This window comes from Pseudomonas sp. GW823-FHT06E10, assembly GCF_058794995.1.
Map to the genome: position 1 here is coordinate 176,322 of NZ_JBXAHJ010000004.1, position 19,333 is coordinate 195,654.

General features: G+C 55.9%; 18 protein-coding genes and 1 pseudogene. 10 read left to right on the plus strand and 9 right to left on the minus strand.

Features of this window, described 5'->3' with window-relative positions:
• Window positions 1-195: 195 nt before the first annotated feature.
• Together AC1Q6Y_RS08620 and AC1Q6Y_RS08625 are read right to left on the minus strand one after the other, a co-directional pair.
• Window positions 196-1,686: a DUF1254 domain-containing protein gene (locus AC1Q6Y_RS08620; RefSeq protein WP_492624389.1), complete on the minus strand. Its 1,491-nt coding sequence runs from the start codon at window positions 1,684-1,686 to the stop codon at window positions 196-198.
• Window positions 1,687-1,796: 110 nt separating this feature from the next.
• Window positions 1,797-2,864: an alpha/beta fold hydrolase gene (locus tag AC1Q6Y_RS08625; RefSeq protein WP_492624390.1), complete on the minus strand. Its 1,068-nt coding sequence runs from the start codon at window positions 2,862-2,864 to the stop codon at window positions 1,797-1,799.
• 290 nt (window positions 2,865-3,154) lie between these two features.
• Here AC1Q6Y_RS08625 and AC1Q6Y_RS08630 point away from each other — a divergent pair, with 290 nt between their 5' ends.
• Both AC1Q6Y_RS08630 and AC1Q6Y_RS08635 read left to right on the plus strand, forming a co-directional pair.
• Entirely contained in the window at window positions 3,155-3,664 is a 510-nt protein-coding gene (locus AC1Q6Y_RS08630; protein WP_492624391.1) for a cupin domain-containing protein, read from the plus strand.
• A 212-nt stretch (window positions 3,665-3,876) separates the two neighbouring features.
• Window positions 3,877-4,362, plus strand: a complete 486-nt coding sequence (locus AC1Q6Y_RS08635) for a hypothetical protein (RefSeq protein WP_492624392.1) — start codon at window positions 3,877-3,879, stop codon at window positions 4,360-4,362.
• A 221-nt stretch (window positions 4,363-4,583) separates the two neighbouring features.
• Here the strand turns inward: AC1Q6Y_RS08635 and AC1Q6Y_RS08640 are convergent, their stop codons facing one another.
• The 3 genes from AC1Q6Y_RS08640 to AC1Q6Y_RS08650 form a co-directional block, all read right to left on the minus strand.
• Window positions 4,584-5,390 (minus strand): creatininase, encoded by an 807-nt coding sequence (locus tag AC1Q6Y_RS08640; RefSeq protein WP_090455228.1) that lies wholly within the window; start codon window positions 5,388-5,390, stop codon window positions 4,584-4,586.
• Between the two features lie 75 nt (window positions 5,391-5,465).
• Window positions 5,466-6,017, minus strand: coding sequence for a VOC family protein (locus tag AC1Q6Y_RS08645; protein ID WP_057714836.1), 552 nt, complete (start codon window positions 6,015-6,017; stop codon window positions 5,466-5,468).
• Window positions 6,018-6,061: 44 nt separating this feature from the next.
• On the minus strand, window positions 6,062-7,492 hold the full coding sequence (locus AC1Q6Y_RS08650; RefSeq protein WP_057714837.1) for a purine-cytosine permease family protein: 1,431 nt from the start codon (window positions 7,490-7,492) through the stop codon (window positions 6,062-6,064).
• A gap of 322 nt (window positions 7,493-7,814) precedes the next feature.
• Here AC1Q6Y_RS08650 and AC1Q6Y_RS08655 point away from each other — a divergent pair, with 322 nt between their 5' ends.
• Window positions 7,815-8,483 (plus strand): FMN-dependent NADH-azoreductase, encoded by a 669-nt coding sequence (locus AC1Q6Y_RS08655; protein ID WP_492624393.1) that lies wholly within the window; start codon window positions 7,815-7,817, stop codon window positions 8,481-8,483.
• Window positions 8,484-8,516: 33 nt separating this feature from the next.
• A complete protein-coding gene (locus AC1Q6Y_RS08660) occupies window positions 8,517-9,857 on the plus strand; it encodes an amidase family protein (protein WP_057716602.1) in 1,341 nt (446 codons plus the stop codon).
• A 28-nt stretch (window positions 9,858-9,885) separates the two neighbouring features.
• On the opposite strand, the gene AC1Q6Y_RS08665 is transcribed toward AC1Q6Y_RS08660, so the two are convergent.
• Both AC1Q6Y_RS08665 and AC1Q6Y_RS08670 read right to left on the minus strand, forming a co-directional pair.
• Complete coding sequence (locus tag AC1Q6Y_RS08665; protein WP_492624394.1) at window positions 9,886-10,827, minus strand: LysR family transcriptional regulator; 942 nt, start codon at window positions 10,825-10,827, stop codon at window positions 9,886-9,888.
• 86 nt (window positions 10,828-10,913) lie between these two features.
• Window positions 10,914-11,528 (minus strand): DUF1989 domain-containing protein, encoded by a 615-nt coding sequence (locus AC1Q6Y_RS08670; RefSeq protein ID WP_079246752.1) that lies wholly within the window; start codon window positions 11,526-11,528, stop codon window positions 10,914-10,916.
• 130 nt (window positions 11,529-11,658) lie between these two features.
• On the opposite strand from AC1Q6Y_RS08670, the gene AC1Q6Y_RS08675 reads away from it, so the two are divergent.
• Window positions 11,659-12,528, plus strand: coding sequence for a LysR substrate-binding domain-containing protein (locus AC1Q6Y_RS08675; protein WP_090455221.1), 870 nt, complete (start codon window positions 11,659-11,661; stop codon window positions 12,526-12,528).
• Here the strand turns inward: AC1Q6Y_RS08675 and AC1Q6Y_RS08680 are convergent.
• Window positions 12,512-13,108, minus strand: a complete 597-nt coding sequence (locus tag AC1Q6Y_RS08680) for a flavin reductase family protein (protein WP_340311910.1) — start codon at window positions 13,106-13,108, stop codon at window positions 12,512-12,514. The genes AC1Q6Y_RS08675 and AC1Q6Y_RS08680 overlap by 17 nt on opposite strands.
• Before the next feature lie 217 nt (window positions 13,109-13,325).
• Between AC1Q6Y_RS08680 and AC1Q6Y_RS08685 the strand changes: the two genes are divergently transcribed.
• The gene (locus AC1Q6Y_RS08685; protein WP_131726867.1) at window positions 13,326-13,613 is read left to right on the plus strand and encodes a hypothetical protein; all 288 of its coding nucleotides are present in this window, start codon (window positions 13,326-13,328) and stop codon (window positions 13,611-13,613) included.
• A 4-nt stretch (window positions 13,614-13,617) separates the two neighbouring features.
• Here AC1Q6Y_RS08685 and AC1Q6Y_RS08690 read toward each other — a convergent pair whose 3' ends face one another.
• Window positions 13,618-15,171 (minus strand): MltF family protein, encoded by a 1,554-nt coding sequence (locus tag AC1Q6Y_RS08690; RefSeq protein WP_489338440.1) that lies wholly within the window; start codon window positions 15,169-15,171, stop codon window positions 13,618-13,620.
• A gap of 344 nt (window positions 15,172-15,515) precedes the next feature.
• Here AC1Q6Y_RS08690 and AC1Q6Y_RS08695 point away from each other — a divergent pair, with 344 nt between their 5' ends.
• The 4 genes and pseudogenes from AC1Q6Y_RS08695 to AC1Q6Y_RS08710 all read left to right on the plus strand — a co-directional run.
• Window positions 15,516-16,739 carry a patatin-like phospholipase family protein gene (locus AC1Q6Y_RS08695; protein ID WP_492624395.1) on the plus strand — a complete coding sequence of 408 codons (1,224 nt, stop codon included), beginning with the start codon at window positions 15,516-15,518 and terminating at the stop codon, window positions 16,737-16,739.
• A gap of 123 nt (window positions 16,740-16,862) precedes the next feature.
• The gene (locus AC1Q6Y_RS08700; protein ID WP_492624396.1) at window positions 16,863-17,078 is read left to right on the plus strand and encodes a hypothetical protein; all 216 of its coding nucleotides are present in this window, start codon (window positions 16,863-16,865) and stop codon (window positions 17,076-17,078) included.
• A 1,177-nt stretch (window positions 17,079-18,255) separates the two neighbouring features.
• Window positions 18,256-18,834, plus strand: a complete 579-nt coding sequence (gfa, locus tag AC1Q6Y_RS08705; RefSeq protein WP_492624397.1) for an S-(hydroxymethyl)glutathione synthase — start codon at window positions 18,256-18,258, stop codon at window positions 18,832-18,834.
• Window positions 18,835-18,902: 68 nt separating this feature from the next.
• A pseudogene (locus AC1Q6Y_RS08710) lies at window positions 18,903-19,052 on the plus strand (ornithine cyclodeaminase); the annotation flags it as partial.
• Between the last annotated feature and the right edge of the window lie 281 nt (window positions 19,053-19,333).

Genomic DNA, 19,333 nt, shown 5'->3' on the forward strand with positions numbered 1-19,333 from the left:
CGTAAACCGGCGGAGCGCGAAGCCAGCCGTCGTGTCTCCTGTGGGAGCGAGCTTGCTCGCGATAAGGCCGGCACATCCAGCATTGATGCCGGCTGACACTCCACCATCGCGAGCAAGCTCGCACTGGGCCCTGGAGTTTCCATGTCGCCAAAATGAAATGAGCGCCACCCGGGCGCTCATTTTTTCAGATCCTGTTCATTTGGTTTTCACCACCGCCGGTGGGGTCCAGTCGCCGTCGAGGACATCGGCTTGCGGCCAGTAGGCGCGGATGTACAGCGAGAATTCGGCACCTTTGGGCGAGGGCAGCCAGTTGCTTTCCTTGTCCTTGCCCGGTGATTCACTTTGCACGTAAATGGTCAGCGAGCCGTCAGGATTGGTTTGCAGGGATTTGTTCTTGGTGCCGATGGAGTAACGCTTGAGCTCGTTCGGCGAGAAGAAGTGCTGTTCGTTGTACAGCGTCAGCGACCAGAACCCCCTGACTGGCGGCAGCTTGCCTTTGGCGAATGTGATGCTGTAGCCGTACCGGCCGTTGAGGCGCAGGCCGTTCTCATCCAGGTCCTGGTAGAAGTATTTGGTCTCTTTCTGCTGGTTCACGAATATGTTCGAACGCGCGACGGCGGTACGGGTGAAGTAGTCGGTGCCGAACGCTGCACCGTTGCTCACGGTGCTCCAGTGATTGGGCAATTGCAGACCGTAGTTGCGGAACTGCAACAGCGGGTCGATCACTTCGCTGTCGGCCTTTTTCGCCTCGTCGATCATCGCAGCGCGAAGTTGCGGGTCGGCCTTGGCGATGGCCGCGAGGGCGGCCATTTGCGCGTAGCGGGCTTCTTCCCCCGGCAATGGCTTGGCGTCCTTGAGCAGGGCCGGCAGTTCATCGAAGAACTTCTCCGGCACCACCCACCTGGTTTCGGCATTGCCTTCAGAAGCCTGGGCCGGGAATTTCGGCAGCCTGGCCCAGTTGCGCTTCTTCATTTTGCCGTCGTATTGCGACAGCGGGTACATGTCGATGCCCGACAAAGCCGGCTGCAAGGCCTGACGATCGGCGGCGGTGTCGTCCTGGAATACCCGTGGGATCACGAACCCGGTGTTCGTGCGCGCCCGGTACACCCGCTTGATGCCGGGCGGCACCTTGCCGTTCCAGTCCGGGCCGACCAACAGGTAGAAGCCCGGTTGGGTGTTATACATTTTGCCCATTTCGGCGAAGCTGTCCGAACGCAGGTCCACCACCTGATACACCCAGAATCGGCCGTCGAAGTCCGGCACTTGCAGCACCACCGGCTCAATGTCCAGGGCGATGCTGCCGGCGCCGTACACCACGTCCTGGTTCGGACAGGCCACCAGCCGCTCGGCCGGGTCGATGTAGTCGCTGAGCATCGACAGCCGATTGATCGGGGCCACGGGTACGATGCCGCCCATCAAGCCGGGTTCCGGCAAGTTCTTGAAGGCCTGGCGACGATTGAAGATGTTGGCCATCGGCCAGGCCCAGAAATACGCCTCGCGCGCCATCATGCGCACATACGGTTCGGTTACTTTGGTGCCGGCGACAGGGCCTGAGACAGGGCTGGCGACCGGTGCGGCAACAGTGGCTTGCGCTGCGTAACCCGGCGTACTCAACAGGGCTGCGGTTGTGACCGTACTGGCGAAAGTCAAGGCGAGGAGGGCATGACACCGGGGTAAACGATTCATGAAGCGTCCTTACTTGTCGGCAGTCACCGAATGCAGGTGATTCGCTCTCAAGATAGCTCATCCTTTACCCCAGTGCTGTTCAGCGCAGGCGCGAGGGCCTCAGATCGACCTCAAAGATGATCGGCATCAATCACCGCCTTGGCGAACGCCTGCGGATCTTCCTGCGGCAGATTGTGGCCGATGCCACCATTGATCAACCGGAACTCGTATTTGCCGGTGAAGCGCTTGGCATAGTCTTCAGGCGCCGGGTGCGGTGCGCCGTTGGCATCGCCTTCAAGGGTGATGGTCGGCACGCTGATGGACGGCGCCGTGGCCAGTTTCTGCTCCAACGCTTCGTACCGACTTTCGCCCTGGACCAGGCCCAGGCGCCAGCGGTAGTTGAACACAGTGATGTCGACATGGTCGGGGTTGTCCAGCGCCTTGGCACTGCGGTCGAAGGTGGCGTCATCGAACGCCCATTTCGGCGAGGCCAGTTGCCAGATCAGCTTGGCGAAGTCATGGGTGTTCTTCTCGTAACCGGCGCGACCACGGTCAGTGGCGAAGTAGAACTGATACCACCACTGCAATTCCGCCTTGGGCGGCAGCGGGTTCTTGCCGGCCGCCTGGTTGCCGATCAGATAACCGCTGACCGAAACCAGCGCCTTGACCCGTTCCGGCCACAGTGCCGAGACAATGCCGGCCGAACGCGCACCCCAGTCGTAGCCACCGAGCACCGCTTGCTTGATCTTCAGGGCATCCATGAAGTCGATGACATCACTGGCCAGTGCAGCCGGTTGGCCATTGCGCAGGGTTTTGTCGGACAGGAAATGCGTATCGCCATAACCCCGGGCATAGGGCATCAGCACCCGATAACCCTTGGCGGCCAGCAACGGCGCAACCTCATCATAGCTATGAATGTCGTACGGCCAGCCGTGCAGCAGGATCACTACCGGCCCGTTGGCCGGGCCTGTTTCTGCGTACGCCACGTCCAGCAGCCCGGCGTTGACATGCTTGAGCGGGCCGAAGGGCGAGGGCGCCGCCTGGGTGGTACCGGCAGGGGCCACGGCTGGCTGCGCGGTGGCGGCCGTTTGCGCGTGGGCCGCACCGAGCACACCGAACAGCGTCAGCGCGAGAATCGAAGGACCGACCAGGTGGCGGCGAGTCTTGCCGGATTTGCAGTTGCGCAGTGCCATCTTCATGGGATGTCTCCATTACCAGCCGTGGGTCAGGGGTTCCGTCCGAACCCCTTCAAACCTTACGAGCATTCAAGCGCGACAACGTATCTGGCCTGTGTCCAATTGCAGTCCGGATGAAAGTCTGTGTATCGAGGTGTCACGCCGATACACTGTGATACACAACAGGTCAGACACTGGAGGGGGACAGGATCAGTTATGAAGACTAACTCGACTAAAGCACTATTTAGTCGAGTTATGTTGGCAAATGCTTCGATTATGCCAATAAAGTTGCGATTTAAAGGCAGGGAGACAAAATGAATCAAAGCACCACGGAAATTGCAAAGCTGATCAAAACCCTGGCCCTTGAGCCCCATATCGAAGGTGGTTTCTTTCGCAGAACCTACCAGTCGGACGACCAGAACACGATTCTGACGTCCGCTGGCCAACGGCATTGCATGACGTCGATTTTCTATCTGCTGACCCAGGACGCTCCAATAGGTCATTTCCATCTGAACCGGTCAGACATCGTTCATTACTATCATCTGGGCGATCCGATTCAGTACACGCTGATTTTTCCGGACGGCACATTGAAAACCATTGTGATGGGTCACGACGTTCTCGCCGGACAATGCTTGCAACTGCATGTGCCCGGTGGCATCTGGAAAGCTTCGCAGGTGATGCACGGCGCAGCAGGATTCGGCTTGATCAGCGAAGCGGTTACGCCAGGCTTTGATTTCGCAGATATGGAAATGGGTGACCGGCAAAAGCTCGGTCAGCAGTTTCCTGAGCATTGGGCGTTGATCGAAAGGCTGACGCGAGGATGAGGTGGTTCCTTGCTTCAAGATCTGTGTGAGTCTGGGCCAATCTGGCCATATCGTATTACGTGTAATGTATATTATGTTAAATGACAGGTCATGTCATAGATGTTCATGAGCTGCCTAAGCCACTGATTCGACAAACCTGCTTCTGACGTCCACGCTCTCAACGGGCCATGTACTTCGTGTTCATGGTGAGACATTGAATGAGGTGGCTGCCGATGAAGCTGATTCAGTGCCGTTACTCTTCCGGTCAGCGTGTACCGCTGCTCGTGCAGACCGGAGATGCGGCGCCATTGCCCATGCTTGTCCCGTTCATCTACGTTCAACTCAAGCTCAGATACCGCGCTTACAACACTGCGGCGGCACATCTGCGCGCGATCCAGGCTTTCTATACCTATGCCAATACCAGAGATCTGGATATCGATGAGGCCATCTTGGCCTGCCACTTTGAGGCGATTTTGGCTTTGCTGAATGGTTACGCCATCTGGCTCCAAAGCGGCCGTCACGCCGATAATCTGATCGCCCGAATCGGCACAGCTGCGACGGCACCTTTTCCGCAGATCGATCCGCGTACTCGTGACCAGTACCTACGATTGCTGAAGCAATACTTGTCCTGGTGTGTCACCCGTTACATCCCGCTTGCTCGTCAAAACTCAACCTCCCTAGAAAACATCGAGGCTGTATTTGCAGACGTTGCCGAATAGCGGCTGCATTCGCGAGCACCTTCATCACTTATCAGCTATTTGAGGTTCCTTGGTCCTGCCTGCGTGGCCTTATCGGCGTTGAAACCGTGGAAGTATTCCAAGCCGTCCATAAGCCAGAAAAGGCCGACTCTCGCGACCAGTCGCGCTGGAGCCTTTCCAAAAACCTGGCTCTTGAACAATCAATTGCAAGGCCGTACCCGTCAGTTGATTTCTCGATTGCATCAAGGTGTCGCGACATTGAAAGTCGCCTGGCCCTGAATCGAATCAAGCCCGAACTCGAATCGTACCGCCTTGGCGATTCCACTGATCACATCATCCACCAGCCACCGTCCTTTGTCCGCGCTTGAGTCCAGCGCAGACGACAGTACCCCACTGGCTGGCACCCATTCAGTCCGCGCGGGGTACATGTCGTAAACCGGGAACTGCGCCGGTCCGTGATCAGGAATTTGGTCAAGGAATACCAACTGCGGGTAGTAATGCAGCATCATCGATGTTTCGATGACCGCTGCATGTTCCAGCGCAATCCCCGGAAAACCGTCCGGAAAGATTCTGTCGAGCGTCTGTGATTTCACGAACTCCCAGTGTTCGAGGCGCATGACCTCCAGTCCGGCATTCGGACCGATATCGCGCATGGCCAGTTCAATACCCTCAGTGACAAACCACTGGTTTTCGTAATGACCGATCACCAGCACCAGGCGCGTCACGCCATGACGATGAAACTCGCGTACGGCATCCCTTACCATGGCGATCAGCGTGGCCCCATCCACGCTGGTTGTTCCGCAGAAGTGCTGCCCTCCTCCACATTTCGGCTGAGATTTATAGCCGTAGGAAAGCGCTGGGGCGACGATGCCGTCGATTTCCCTGGCGACATCTTCACTGATCGCACTGGCCAGCAAAGCATCGGTGCCCAAAGGCAAATGAGGCCCGTGCTGTTCGGTCGCACCGATAGGCAGGAAGACCACCGAGCCCGATTGCACGCGGTGCTCATAGTCGACCCAACTGATGTTATCCATCCTTACGTTGTTCATGGCTGCACTCCCATTTCGATTGGTCATAGCGAACGCCCCGGCACCAGATCGGCGCCAAGACGTTTGCGCGTTGTCTTACGCTTGCGCCGGGTACCACGCTTCGGGCTCCGGGTAGTCCCAGTCCGAAGGAAATGCATAGGTTTCAAATACGGTGGTGGTATCGGCCTCGGTGCCGAAGAACGCGAAATGATTCACTCCCATCCATGACCCGGACTGCACGCATTTGAAGCCGCGTCGCGTCAGCTCCGTAATGCGATCCTCAAACGGAATGTTGTTGCAGTCGTAGGCAACGTGCTGGATGCCTTCGCCATGTTTCTCCAGGAAGTCGGCAAAGATGGTCGGACCGGAGACCGGCTCCATCAACTCCCAGACCATGTTGCCGGACTGTGCGAAGCAGACTTTAAGAACAAACTCGGCCGGTTCGCCATGGTAAGTCTGGTTTTCAGTGTTTTCCGGGCTGAAGGTATACACCCGCCACGGGCCGATCCCCAGCTTGAGCAAGCCATCCATTGTGCGCTTGTGATCACGCGTAACGATCGCAATCTCCACAACATTACCCAGGAATGCATCGACCTCGGTTCCAGCATTCAATGCTTTCAGCACATTAGTTTGTTCAAGATGGGACATACGCAGTTTCCTTTTTAATCGTTTAATGATTGAACACACTGAGTTTACTTAGCCAGCACCGAAGAGCTGACAACTTCCGTACGCCGTGAACGATGCAATAAATAGTAGATCCCCCCTCCCACACCAAACCCTGCCAGCCAGGACAAATCAATTCCGCCCAATGCCATTGCGAGCGGGCCTTGCAGTGATTTAATTGTCCCGACCTGAAATAACCAGGCTGCAAGTATTCCCACTGCAAGTGCAAATATGCCTCTCCAGTTCACATCAGCGCATGCACTTTGGGAGTGGTGGCAATACAGCGATTTCAAATCGACCTGACCACGGCGAATCAGGAAAAAATCAACCAGCGTGATACCAGCCCAAGGACTGATCCACACCACGAAGAACACCATCAGGTTTTCAAAGGCATGTACAAACTCGCCCGATTGCAGAAACAGGTAGAGCATGAACAGCGCAACCACGCCCGAGACCATCGAAACCGCCCAGCGTGGAACACGCAGATCCAGAGACAACGTCGCCAGCGCTGCGGAATAAATGACCACGATGTTGGTGGCTACCGGGCCATGCAACAGCACAAGCAGAACCGGCAGCGCCATTGTGCCGAACACCGCGATGATCAATTGTGCAGGATCCGAACCTCCGCCCGCGGAAGCAATGGTAGCGCCCAGAAAGGCCAGCCATACAGTGGGCAGGAACATGCCCAGGAACGTCGACCGAAACACCTGGCCGTCAGACAGTTTGCTCTGGGTGAAGCGGGTGTAATCAGAGGCGTATACCAGCCATGAAATGCCCCAACCGATCCCGATCGCCGTCATCAGGCTACTCATGGCCGACAGCTTGCCGAAGCCCTCGGTGGTGGATGCCTGCCACTGGATATCCACATGGGTGAAGGCCAGCACGGTCATTACTACCATGATCAACAGAATCACCGGCATGGTGTAGCGCTCGAAGCACTTGATGGCGTTAAAGCCCCATGCCGCAATGCCGACCTGAAGAATCATGACCGCCAAAGCGATCCCGTACTTGAGTTCCATGCCACCGCTGATACCGATTTTTTCCAGGGCTGCCACTGCAAGATCAAGAACGATCCAGGTGTTGGTGGCCACCCAGCCCATAGGCATCAGCACTTGCATGATGGTGGGGAGGTAGGCACCGCGCCGGCCAAACGCCAACCGGGAAAGCACCATTTGCGGTACGCCCGTGCGGTGTCCCATGATGCAGATGCCGCCGAACAGAGCCGCGCCCAACAGGTTGCCGACGACAATCACCAGCAGGGTTTCCCACAGGCTCAAACCCAGCTGGATACCGATTGCACCGAGCACCCAGTTGATAGGCGCGACATTAGCCCCGGCCCAGATCCAGAACTGGTCCAGCGGCGTTGAAGTGCGATGGCTATCGGGCACGGGCTCAATGCCCAGCGCATCATAATTGGCCTCGTTGATTACGCTTTTTTCAGAATTGCGACGGGTTGACATTATTATTTTCCTCGCTGACCGGCGACCACGTGAATCGCCCCGAGCCATTAAAGCGAGGTCTGTTCTTTTACGTAATTGATAATAACTAAAAGACCCTTTAGCAAAATTACCGCATTAAGTTTTACTCAATTGCCCCCGCGAACAGTCAGTCCATCCTCCTTTTAAAAATCGAAGTTTACACCCACGCCCACAAATAAAACTCGCTTATTGAGTTTTATTTAACGCACCTAAAATTAATGTCAATAGCCTCACCCTCGATGGTCGTGGCCAACTTGTTGCAGCCATTGAGGTAATTCCGCCTCAGGTTCAAAGGAAGTTTCACATGACCACCCTTCTTCATATCGATGCTAGCGCACGATCCGATCGTTCCCTGAGCCGCAAACTGTCCCAGGCATTTGTCGAGGCTTGGGTTGATCGCGATGACAAGACGCAAGTCATTGTCCGTGACGTTGGGCACAACCCTCCACCGTTCGTGACGGAGGCATGGATTGCCGCAGTTTTTACTCCCGAAGAGCACATGACGCCGGAAAAACGCGAAGAGATCCGCCTCTCGGATGAGTTGATCGATGAGATCGATCGCGCCGACGTCATCATCATGGGTACGCCGATGTACAACTACGGAATGCCGGCAGCCCTCAAGTCCTGGTTCGACAAAGTCATTCGCATTGGCAAGACCTTCACCTTTGATCTTGACCGCGGCGACTACCCACTGGAGCCGATCATGAACGGCAAGAAGCTGGTCATTTTATCTTCCCGGGGTGAATTCGGATTTGGCCCGGGAGGTGTGCGCGAAGCGATGAACCACCTCGACACTCACATCCAGACCTGTGCTCACTACCTGGGCGTGAACGAAACCCACGTCATCTCCATCGACTTTCAGGAATTTGGCGACGCCCGCCACGAAGCCTCCATCGCCGATGCGTTCGATGCAATTCCGGTGCTGGTCAGGCAGTTGGTTGAAGATCGCCAACGTCAGCTTTTGCCGGCCTGATTGCCAGGTACCGCCGTCAAAATGGGAGAAACCATGATCACGATGATGCAAACCGCTGAACGATTGAGACAAGGCCTGACGACACCCGATAAGTTGATCGAGTCGGCCTTGGCGGCGATCAAAAACTCGGCGTACGTGTTCATTGATGTGCTTGAACAGCGCGCTTTCAATGATGCGGAAGCGTCGACCAGGCGTTGGCGTCAAGGGGCTCCCTTGAGCCCTTTTGACGGGATTCCCTATGCGGTCAAGGATCTGCTGGATGTCGTCGGTAGTCGAACAACCGCCGGCTCCATCACCCGGATCGACGCTCCGATGGCGGTCGAGGATGCGGAGGTGATCGCAGCCCTCGCCGCACTCGGTATGATCCCGCTGGGTAAAACCAACCTCACGGAATTTGCTTACTCCGGGCTTGGCCTGAATCCGCATTTCGGAACACCGACCTGCGATGTCGCGGTCAGCGAGAGCCGCGTTCCTGGCGGGTCTTCTTCGGGCTCGGCCATCGCTGTTCAACGAGGTATCGTCACCTGCGCCATCGGAACCGACACTGCCGGTTCGATCCGCATTCCAGCGGCGTTCAATGGATTGGTCGGGTACAAGGCTTCTACGAGTCGTTACAGCATGAAAGGCCTTCACCCACTCGCCATTACGCTGGATAGCCTAGGCCCTTTCGCCCATACCGTGGCGGATTGCGTTGCACTGGATGCGGCGATGCGAGGTTTCAAAAACGTGGCCATCGAGGCTGTCAACCTTTCAAGCCTTCGCTTTGTGGTCGACGACGGTGTGATGTCTGACCCGGCGTTACAGCCAGTGGTCCAGCACAACCTTGTTTCGATGATGGAGCGGCTTCGTGCAGCCGGTGCACAGGTTGAGCGTCGGCCGGTTCTCGCGGTTGCCCGCACCAGAGAACTCATTGTCCGCGAGGGCTGGCTGGGTGCGATAGAAGCCTGGCGCCTGCTGGGAGCGATAGTCGAAGGTCCGCAGGGGCATCAGATGGACAGGCGCGTGCGCCATCGTCTGCGCGCGGCCAAGGAGGTCGATCCAGCGAGTGAAGCCAGGATCCGCCATCTGCGCACGGAGCTGATGGCGGCCATGGAGCGTGAGCTCGATGGCGCTATTCTGGTCATGCCGACGGTCAAGCACGTCGCCCCGCCGATGGCGCCACTTTCGAATGACGACGAACTGTTTGCGAGCGTCAATCTCGAGACCTTGTCACTCACCATGATTGGCAGCCTGCTGGATATGCCGGGTGTGGCAATCCCGTCCGGCAAGGACAGCATTGGCCTTGCAACGTCGACTTTATTCTCGACGACCCAAGGCCGCGACGATCAACTGCTCAGTGCGTGCCTGGCTATAGAAACGCGCCTTTGTGACTAATGCCTATCAGTCACGCCATGGCGCTAACTCAGGAAGTGACAGCCAACGGTTGTCCTGCCAGATCATTCAGGGCATTTTCCCTGAATGATTTGGCTTCGCTCAGGAGCCAGTCTCTGAACAACGAAAGGCTGCGGCGCGCACTGCAGTGGTGGTCTTCTATAAGGTGGTAGGTGAAACCAGGCAAACTCGGACCTTGCACTCGATGCATCTGTCCAGAACGAAGCTCATGGTCGATCAATACATTGCTGCACAACAGCGGCCCAATCCCGCGCTCAACCGCATGTAGCGCTAGGGTTTCCTCGCTGTACCAGGAGATACGAAATTCCCACGATGAATCGTGCTCCACCTGAGCCAGCCAAGCTGACCACGAGGGCGCTTCGAGCGATTGATTCTTCCATTTGAACGCCAGCAGCGAGCGATTATGAAAGTCGTTGATCGTTGCAGTACGGTTGGCCGGACAGATACTTTTGTCCGCGACCGCGATGTATCGATCCTCGAACAACACCGGCCCCTTCGCATGGGCATCGAATGGGCCATAACGAATCGCCAGATCGACAGTCTCGGAACGCAGGTCCACGACTTTCTCCGAGGCATGGATGGACACTACGATGTTGGGGTAGATCGAGTTGAACTTCGCCAGTCGCGGCATCAACCATCGCTCCGCGAACGCGCGCGTGGTGGACAACTGAATGGCATCCCCCTCCTTTGGCGAACCGATCAAGGCAAACGCTTGGGCAATTTGGTCAAAACCGTCTCGTAACAGCGGGTAGATCGCTTTTCCGGCGGACGTGAGGGTGACCGTACGGCCCCTTTCCAGAAGCTTTTGCCCCAGCCCGTCTTCCAGTTGTCGGACCTGATGGCTTACCGCCGCGACCGTGACAGAAAGCTCATTGGCAGCCGCGGAAAAACTCTGGTGACGTGCTACCGCCTCAAACACTCGCACAGAATTGAGTGGGGGGATTTTGCGCATGGTTTTCTCCGGACACCTGACTGTGTGCTGGCAACGGGTTCAGTGTCCCGCCGGCAGACATCGCCCGCCAGCATGTTTTTTTGAGATCAGTTGACGCTGTAGTGAACATCCTGTGGCTGCATGCCATTAACCGCCGTAATGTCCTGAGGACAGGCAGAGAGGACCACAATAGCGTCCATTTCAGCTTTAAGGCAGACGTACTGCCCAGGTTCACTAACTGGCGCGGCGAATTCGATGCATCCGTCCTGATGAACCGGAACGTTCATAAAGAGATTCAAGGGGCTAGGTGTTTCGTGGACCTTGAGGCCGAGGTTTTCCAAGGCTAGAAAAAGGTTTTCATTGCAACTGTCGTGATGGCCGACAACCCCCAGTTGCACGTAACGGGTCGGGTCACACGCGGCGACCAGCGTGTCGTGCACACCGGGAGTGGTGTCCTCGGTGAGCGTGAGGATTTTCTGTCGTTTGTTGGTGAGGAAGCTGTCACCCTCGCTTGGGTTAAGCTTCAACCAGAACGCACGGCTGTGCTCCATCGACATGGCTTCGGCGAGGTCTGCCGGGTTAAAGGCCCAAGTGTCCACAACCTGCTTGCCATGGGTGTTTATGAGTTTGATGGATTGCCCCTGTTTCAACCGGATCGCTACGCCCCGTCGTGCAGGCAGACGGGTCAGTTTACCGGGTTGGATCGACATCACTGCGTTCATGCCTTTGTTCTCCTCTTTTCAGGCTGATGGCCGGCGTACCGGGTATCTGAATTCAAGGAAAACACAGCACAACTCTTCAAACCAATAATATAAAGTGGCCTCGGTATAAGCTAAATCTATAGGGTATCCCATGCGAATCCGGCAGCTCGAGTGCTTCAGAACTTTGATGATCCACGGCACGATGACCCGAGCGGCAGAGCTGTTGAGTATTTCCCAGCCCGCCATTAGCAGCACCATCGCCAATCTGGAGCATGAGACGGGCTTGAAGCTGTTCGTGCGCAAAGGTGGTCGGCTGCAACCTACGCCGGAAGCACGGCTGTTTTTCGTTGAAGCTGAACGGGCGCTGGAGGCGGTGGAAAAAACCAATCGGGTCGCCAAGGAAATCCGAACGGGAAAACGAGGCCATCTGGCGATCGCCGCCTACGCCAGTATCTCGATCAACCTGTTGCCACGGGTGATGGCCGGGTTCGCGAAAGAGCGTCCGGGGCTTGAGCTGAAAATCATTACCCGAAACTCTCAGTCTGTCCGTGAGCTAATGAACACGCAGCAATTCGACCTGGCCATTGCCGAGTTGCCCCTCGACTACCCCACCTCCAGCATGGAAGTGATCTCGTATGAATGTCAGTGCATGGTGCCGCTCGGCCATCCCCTCGCTCAACTGGAGGTGATCACCCCGTCGGATCTGGATGGCGTACCCTTCGTTTCACTGTTCAAGGGCGACCCTATCTACCAACAGTTGGCCATGGCTTTTTCGGCGCACGGGTCAGCCTGGAACGTGGTGGCCGAGACTGAATTCTTCTCGACGGCATGCGAATTGGTTTACGCTGGCATGGGTGTCGGGATCGTCGACCCGGTGGTCAGCCGGCCCTTCACCAAAAATTTGGTTCTCAAGCCCTTCTCGCCAGCGATCAGATACGAAATTGCACTGTTGCTTCCCACGCAGGAAGAGCCCTCGCAACTGGCACGAGAATTTGCCCATTTCCTCAAGCAACACCTTTAACGATGCTGCCGATGGTTGAAAATTGACCATAACCGAGCCGGGCGAGTGGCCGGATTCTGGAGAGGTCGATACGTCCGTCAGTGAGGCAGGCATCATTGATATGAACGCCGACCACCCGCCCGATGATCAGCAGATTTTCCTCTAGCTCCGATGGAAGCTCGACGGCTTCTAACAACACGCACTCAATGTGTATTGGCGATGCTTTGACTCGTGGAGGCTTCACCAATGAGGACGCTTCGAACTCCAGTCCCGCCCGTTCAAACTCATTGATTTCGGGCCGCTCCACATCACTGGTCGTCCGGACCTGAACACGCAGATCAAAGCTGGCCATGTTGCAGACGAATTCTCCGGTTTCAAGGACGTTTCTGGCTGTGTCTTTAGCACCGTGTGCATGACGGCCATTGGAGCCGAACACCACAATCGGCGGGTTCTCCGACAGCGCATTGAAGAAGCTGTAAGGCGCGAGATTCGGTACCCCGTTTTTACCGAGTGTGGAAATCCATCCGACAGGTCTGGGGACCACACAACTCATCCAATGCTGGTTGATCTCTTCATCATTACGGCCAACTACAAGAAACATGAAATACCCTCCCGAGTTCAGTGATAGCGGGAGTGGAACACCATTGCCGGTCAATAAATAATATTGAATCTTGCACTGACTATAAGTGAATCTTATACAGCCATAGATGGATGGGCGTTGCCTATTAATCTGGCGCTGGAAACGCTCGGTACCAATCGATACTCCTCCGCTGTAAGCATCCGGTGACACATCACCTCATTTCCCAAGGCCGGAAGGTTTGCTTACCATCATCTTACATCCATGGCACAGACCTCGAAGCGAATGGGCCGACGGTAACTTCCTGTTCCGGGTGCTGCCGAAAGCAGACCTTGACGAACGTCCGCTTTGGGTTGTGGATTCAACCGGTCACGACAGGCAGCAATCGGCCAAAAGCTGTCTGTCGATTCCGCCGAATAAAACACAGGCGATCTGCTTCTTATTGCCGCTCAATGCGGTCCACAGAAACGTGGGTGATACAGATATCCAGTTCGAAGCCTGTATCGAGCGCTTTTTTGGAGCACTTTGATAAGTCAACGCGCCTCTTTACTCTGGTCTTTCAGCTTCTGCGTAGCCTCCTCTTTCTCCTTCTTAGCTTCCATGATCAATTGGTAGGCAATGTAGTACTTGTAGATATTGCTAACGTAGGTAACCGTCTCCGCACCGATCTTCTCGGCGGCAACATACTCAACGTTGTGAAACCAGACGTTCGGATCGAGTCCACGCAGGGCGGCTTCTTTACGAAGTTTGGAAATCCTGCCCGCACCTGCATTGTAGGAAGCGAAGGCGAACAGGGCCTTGTCCAAGTTGGTCATGGGCTCCTTGCCATAGTACTGGTCGATCATCCAACGCATGTACTTGATCCCGGCATTAATGTTTGGTTCGACTTCAGCAATGTTGCCGACGCCAAGTTCCTTGCCGGTGGCGGGCATGACCTGCATGACACCAATGGCGCCCACCTTGCTCTTGGCTGCCTGATTCAGTTGAGACTCCTGGTATCCCTGGGCTGCCATCAGTAACCAGTCCACAGAGTATTTGTCCCCGTACCGCTGGAAGTACTGAATCAATGCGATAAATTTCTTGCGTTCGGACTCGGCGGTGGAGGCCTTCACATATTTTTCGTTGATCAAATAACGGGTCAGAAGCATGTTCCCGGTGGTAGTCCCTTGGCCGTGGCGAGCAATGAAACCATTGACAGCAGCCTGGAGCTGCGGACTGCCCTTGCGGATCGCCCAGGCGATTTCGCCGCCGGTGCGTAAGGTGATCTCATCATGCACCGTGATATTCGGGAAGACCTTCTTCCAGAAAACCGCCTTGTGCTTATCCACGACGATCAAAGGAATCATGCCGGCGCTCAGCATCTCTATCAGGTCCTCATCCTCCAAAGCTTCCGGTGCCTCCTTGAGGATTACCGCAGGTTTGTTCTCGCTGACGAAGCGCTGATTGAGGGCTATCAGGCTCTCGTAATAACTGGAGGACTTGCGAACGAAGACTACCTGTCCCGCTAACTCGTCCACGTTGGCCACTGCGGGCGAGTCGGGACCGGATACCACTACCTCGCTGACGTTGCGATAAACAGGCGAGGAAAAATCGACTAGGTTCTTGCGCGCCTCGATCACAGTTAGGTTAGACGCCGCAATATCGCCCTTGCCGGCAATCAACGCCGGCAGCAGTTCATCCCGGGCGACAGGAATGAACACCACACGCACTTTCAGAGCCTTGTGTTTCAGTTTTTTATCCTTGGCCAGTTCCTTGTTCAGATCCTCCTCGAATACGCGAAAAGCGTCGTAAGTCAGACCGCGCTGGACACCCCTATCGACAAAATAGAAAGTTTTGCTGTAGACCGACAAGACGCGAATGACCCGTCGTTCGATCATCCCGTCGAGATCACCGGTCCACGGCTTCGCGATCTCGATCGAGATGGTGAGTTGCTCGCGTTGCGGTGTCTGAGGGGACGACTTTGTCTCGACTGCGGCATAGATCTGGCCAGCGAAAAACGTGAGCGCCGCAACGGTGTAGATGATCGGAGCTAAGCGTGCAAAAAGACGACCTGAACGGTGTATTACCAGATCGCGCGCGCCCAACATGGTCAGTGCTCCACAAGTTGTTTTCGCCTAACTTGTTCCAACTGCTCCGTCCCTAAGTTCAGCCGTGCCAAGATGGCCAAGACCATTCATCCAGAAGAACACAGCAAAGCTTAGTTCAGTGATGACAGCCGTTCCATGCCTGGTTGCCGGATGCTTGATCTGGAGGTCGCGCCATAGCAGAACGATTCAGAGATGCTATCGTTCCAACAATCGCAAGCGATCAGAATGCATAGAGAGTGACTGATCGACGTCAAAAAACCAGTCGCTTCGAAGCAGCCGACACCTGTAGACGATCGTTGAATCGACGCCACGGGCAATCGGATCGAACACTTTTCGAGTGATGCATGACTATGAAAATCCCCAGTCTGGTTGTCGCGCTGCTTGTACTGATACAAGGCTTACAAGGCTGCACCATGACGCCGCCTCGCCTACCCGCGGTGCCGTCCGAATTGACGGCGAGAGCGCAGATTCCGGGAATGACTGGGGTGCGTTATGTCGGTGGCGGAGACATGACAGAGCTGAACCGAGTTGCGCTAGAAGCGCTGCAGCGGGAACAGGCTTACCTCGTGAAGCTGGGGCACAAGGGCCCCATGCCGCCAGTGACATATCTGGCAATTTCGGGCGGTGGAGACAATGGCGCGTTCACCGCGGGGTTGTTGAATGGCTGGACGGTTACAGGAAAGCGCCCTGAATTCAAACTCGTTACCGGAATCAGCACGGGCGCACTGATTGCGCCTTTCGCCTTTCTCGGGCCGAAGTATGACGCAACGCTGAAGCGGGTCTATACCACTCTATCGCCCAAAGACGTCATTGCACCGCGCAGCTTTATCTCAGGCGTTTTGAGCGACGCAATGTCGGACAATGCGCCGCTGTTGAAGCTGACGCGCCAATCGGTGACCGAGGACATGCTCAAGGAGGTCGCCGCCGAGTACGCGAAGGGCCGCTTTCTGTTGGTCGCTACCGCAGACCTCGATGCGCGTCGCCCCATTATCTGGGACATGGGAAAAATCGCGACCTATGGTGGTCCTGAGGCATTGGACCTTTTCGTGAAAATCATGATCGCTTCCGCCTCTATTCCAGGAGGATTTCCGCCGATGATGATCGATGTGGAAGTCGACGGTAAACCCTATCAGGAAATGCACGTCGACGGCGGCATCATGGCGCAGGTATTCGCTTACCCGGCCGGGATCCGTATCAACGAGGAAGCTGCAAAAGCGGGAGTCACCCGCGAGCGTAAACTCTACGTGATACGCAACGCGCGACTCGATCCGGACTGGGCGCAGGTCGAGCGCAGCACGATGAGCATCGCTGGGCGCTCGATCGCCTCGTTGATCCACAGCCAGGGCATCGGCGACCTCTACCGGATCTACGCCACCACCCAGCGCGACGGTGTGGACTTCAATCTTGGGTTCATACCGGCGAGTTTCAACTTCCCCCACAAGGAAGAGTTCGACAACGAGTACATGCGCAAGCTCTACGCCACCGGTTATGACATGGCGCTGCAGAGTTTCCCGTGGCTCAAAGTGCCGCCCGGATTCGCTTCTCCGGGTACAACAACGGGAAAATAAGCTCGATTTCGTTGAGCAAAGGAGTGGAAATGTCTCCTAGCAAAAAAACCAAAGGTACAACAAAAACAGCGGAAGTCGCGGAGGACGCGCCGGTCTTTCATTGCTGATCTCTTTCACGGAGGAATGACGTTTTCGAACGCTGACCTACTCCCTTCTCTGCTCTTCAAGATCAATCATAACTTACTAGCCCTCGAAGCCGCGATCATGGAGCTTACCCTTTGGATCGAGCAGCGCGGCTCGGGTGAGATTGGAGGCAATGTGCATAATGCGTTGGCAACAATCAGCAAGAACGAAGAGTTAATCAACATAACGCTAGCGGTGGCCATGACGCCTGAATGACTTTTTCCTGACAGACAGCAATCCGCCAAAAGCAGTCCCTTTTTTTGGGGGAACCTCAGCTGTAATTTGTCGATCGATTCTAATGTGGGTGAAAAGAGATTAGATGGTGATTTATGACGGCGACCGAGGATCTGATTGTTTGGAATGGTCGATGGCAAATTGCTAATGGCATCGTGTCTTGCCGAACTTGCCACGCCCAGCAAAAAGAGATTGATCGTGTTGACGTGTTTCAACACTCCCCAGATTGCGGGTACGCAGGACAACGGTGTAACCCGTGGAATGACCTGGATTTGATCTGTAAAAAATTCGGGAGTACTCCTAGATCCACGCAAGCACGCAATGGTTTTTGATTGATACTGCAATGTCCGATATGGGGCGACTGCTGCCCGTCACGACAGACAGAAGTCGGCTGTGGATTCAGGTCCACAGCGCAGATGCGTTCAAACTCGTCCTCATCGTAGGTGCGTAGGGTCGCCGGCGCGCCGCGCCAGGAAATACCGGCGTTGGCAAATGCCACGTCGAGACGCCCGAACTGCTTGACGGCCTTACGCACCACTGATTTCGTCGCATCGGCATCGGCATCGGCATCGGCATCGGCATCGGCATCGGCATCGGTGACGTCGTGCTGGAGGTTGCTGGCTAGTACTCCCCTATGAACATAAATCGATGAACAATATCCCCACGATTCTGCCTGTACTCCCCCAGAGCAAGGAGACGGTCCTCTTATGAACACATGACATCGCCCACAAGTTAAATTCTGTATTGAAGCAGATCCCCGCCTCAGTTCTGAGGTCCACAGCTCTAGCTCTCTGAACCAACCCTTTGAATTCTCGCGAACTGATTTGTAGATTTGCCATCGATGCTTCAGACATTAAGTTTTCGTGCTCACCCTGCGATGTGTCCGAAGCAATATCGACGCTGGATCAGTGGGAATCCACGAGCAATAAGAAACCGCTTGCTACCCGGTTTTCAGGGCGTCTTTGAACTATGATTTTCTCTGGGATACCGGAGGCGACAGCCACTCTTTCTCCCCGTGGTCGCTTGGCCCAGGCGATCTTCGGGTCGATAAATCCAAAGGCGTCGAGGGTCGCACCCAGTTGCCGAAGATGGTCCAGGATGCGATGAGGTGTACGGCCCCAGGCACTTTCGTCCAACACCCTGAAACGGAGAAGCCAACGTGAACACCTTGAAACTTCACCCTGCACTGGACAATGGTATCCAGCCTGCCGCTGCGAATTTCACAGGAGGCACCCTGCAATGCTTGTGTGCGACCGACAAGGTCGAGGTCAAGATCGACGCACAAACCCTGCATAACCACGCGTGCGGCTGCAGCAAATGCTGGAAACCGCAAAACGCGACATTCGCCGTCATTGCCGTAGTACCTCGGGATAAGGTCAGCGTCACTGCCCACGGTGAGAAACTGGCAATTGTCGACGAAACCGCCACCATTCAGCGGCACGCCTGCAAGCAGTGCCACGCCCATCTCTTCGGGCGCATCGAGAACAAAGACCATGCATTTTATGGTCTGGACTTCGTCCACACCGAGCTCTCTCCCCAAAGTGGATGGGCTGCGCCGAGCTTCGCGGCGTTCGTGTCCTCCATCATCGAAACCGGCACACCGCCAGCGCAAATGAAGGCCATCCGTGAGCGCCTGCGCTCGATCGGCCTAGAGCCCTATGACTGCCTGTCCCCGGACTTGATGGACGCACTGGCGACTCATGTCGCCAAACAGAAAGGCCTGCTCCCCGCCGCCTGATTGATCGGCCGCCGCGGTTTCTTCGTCGGACCGCGGCCCCGACATCCCAAAAAAACCGCTTCCCGCACAGTGAAATGACGCTGACTACTGCCATTCGCACCGCTGCCACTTCTGCACTTGCCGCCCGCTACCTCGCCCGACCGGACAGTCGCCGAATGGCACTTATCGGCAACGGTTCGCAGAGCGAATTCCAAGCCCTGGCACTCGATGTAAGGCTTCGGGCCTGACTCCACTCGACTCTCCAAAGCGTTCACCTGGCGGCCCCTTCGGCTGCCAGGCGGAACCCTGAACAAGGTCTCGGTCTTTTGAGCTTTTTTTCAGCGCCATCCGCTGCGCGAGCCACCCGGTCCATTGCGGACTCGCCACCTGAATGATCGTCAACAAACCGTTATTTCTCCAAAACATCTCATAACCGCTAATCAGCTTTATCTGTTTTTTGACGCTTCCCCGATATGCGGTCACAACTTTTGCGCTCCGGTGGGTCATAACACGGTAGCTG

What these genes read in the sequence shown, in the direction of transcription:
- AC1Q6Y_RS08670 (WP_079246752.1), bottom strand. Translation starts at nt 11,528, where the DNA reads ATGAACGCAGTGATGTCGATCCAACCCGGTAAACTGACCCGTCTGCCT.
- AC1Q6Y_RS08630 (WP_492624391.1), top strand. Translation starts at nt 3,155, where the DNA reads ATGAATCAAAGCACCACGGAAATTGCAAAGCTGATCAAAACCCTGGCC.
- AC1Q6Y_RS08690 (WP_489338440.1), bottom strand. Translation starts at nt 15,171, where the DNA reads ATGTTGGGCGCGCGCGATCTGGTAATACACCGTTCAGGTCGTCTTTTT.
- AC1Q6Y_RS08675 (WP_090455221.1), top strand. Translation starts at nt 11,659, where the DNA reads ATGCGAATCCGGCAGCTCGAGTGCTTCAGAACTTTGATGATCCACGGC.
- AC1Q6Y_RS08640 (WP_090455228.1), bottom strand. Translation starts at nt 5,390, where the DNA reads ATGAACAACGTAAGGATGGATAACATCAGTTGGGTCGACTATGAGCAC.
- AC1Q6Y_RS08665 (WP_492624394.1), bottom strand. Translation starts at nt 10,827, where the DNA reads ATGCGCAAAATCCCCCCACTCAATTCTGTGCGAGTGTTTGAGGCGGTA.
- AC1Q6Y_RS08660 (WP_057716602.1), top strand. Translation starts at nt 8,517, where the DNA reads ATGATCACGATGATGCAAACCGCTGAACGATTGAGACAAGGCCTGACG.
- AC1Q6Y_RS08620 (WP_492624389.1), bottom strand. Translation starts at nt 1,686, where the DNA reads ATGAATCGTTTACCCCGGTGTCATGCCCTCCTCGCCTTGACTTTCGCC.
- AC1Q6Y_RS08680 (WP_340311910.1), bottom strand. Translation starts at nt 13,108, where the DNA reads ATGTTTCTTGTAGTTGGCCGTAATGATGAAGAGATCAACCAGCATTGG.
- AC1Q6Y_RS08635 (WP_492624392.1), top strand. Translation starts at nt 3,877, where the DNA reads ATGAAGCTGATTCAGTGCCGTTACTCTTCCGGTCAGCGTGTACCGCTG.
- AC1Q6Y_RS08695 (WP_492624395.1), top strand. Translation starts at nt 15,516, where the DNA reads ATGACTATGAAAATCCCCAGTCTGGTTGTCGCGCTGCTTGTACTGATA.
- AC1Q6Y_RS08655 (WP_492624393.1), top strand. Translation starts at nt 7,815, where the DNA reads ATGACCACCCTTCTTCATATCGATGCTAGCGCACGATCCGATCGTTCC.
- AC1Q6Y_RS08700 (WP_492624396.1), top strand. Translation starts at nt 16,863, where the DNA reads ATGACGTTTTCGAACGCTGACCTACTCCCTTCTCTGCTCTTCAAGATC.
- AC1Q6Y_RS08650 (WP_057714837.1), bottom strand. Translation starts at nt 7,492, where the DNA reads ATGTCAACCCGTCGCAATTCTGAAAAAAGCGTAATCAACGAGGCCAAT.
- AC1Q6Y_RS08645 (WP_057714836.1), bottom strand. Translation starts at nt 6,017, where the DNA reads ATGTCCCATCTTGAACAAACTAATGTGCTGAAAGCATTGAATGCTGGA.
- AC1Q6Y_RS08625 (WP_492624390.1), bottom strand. Translation starts at nt 2,864, where the DNA reads ATGAAGATGGCACTGCGCAACTGCAAATCCGGCAAGACTCGCCGCCAC.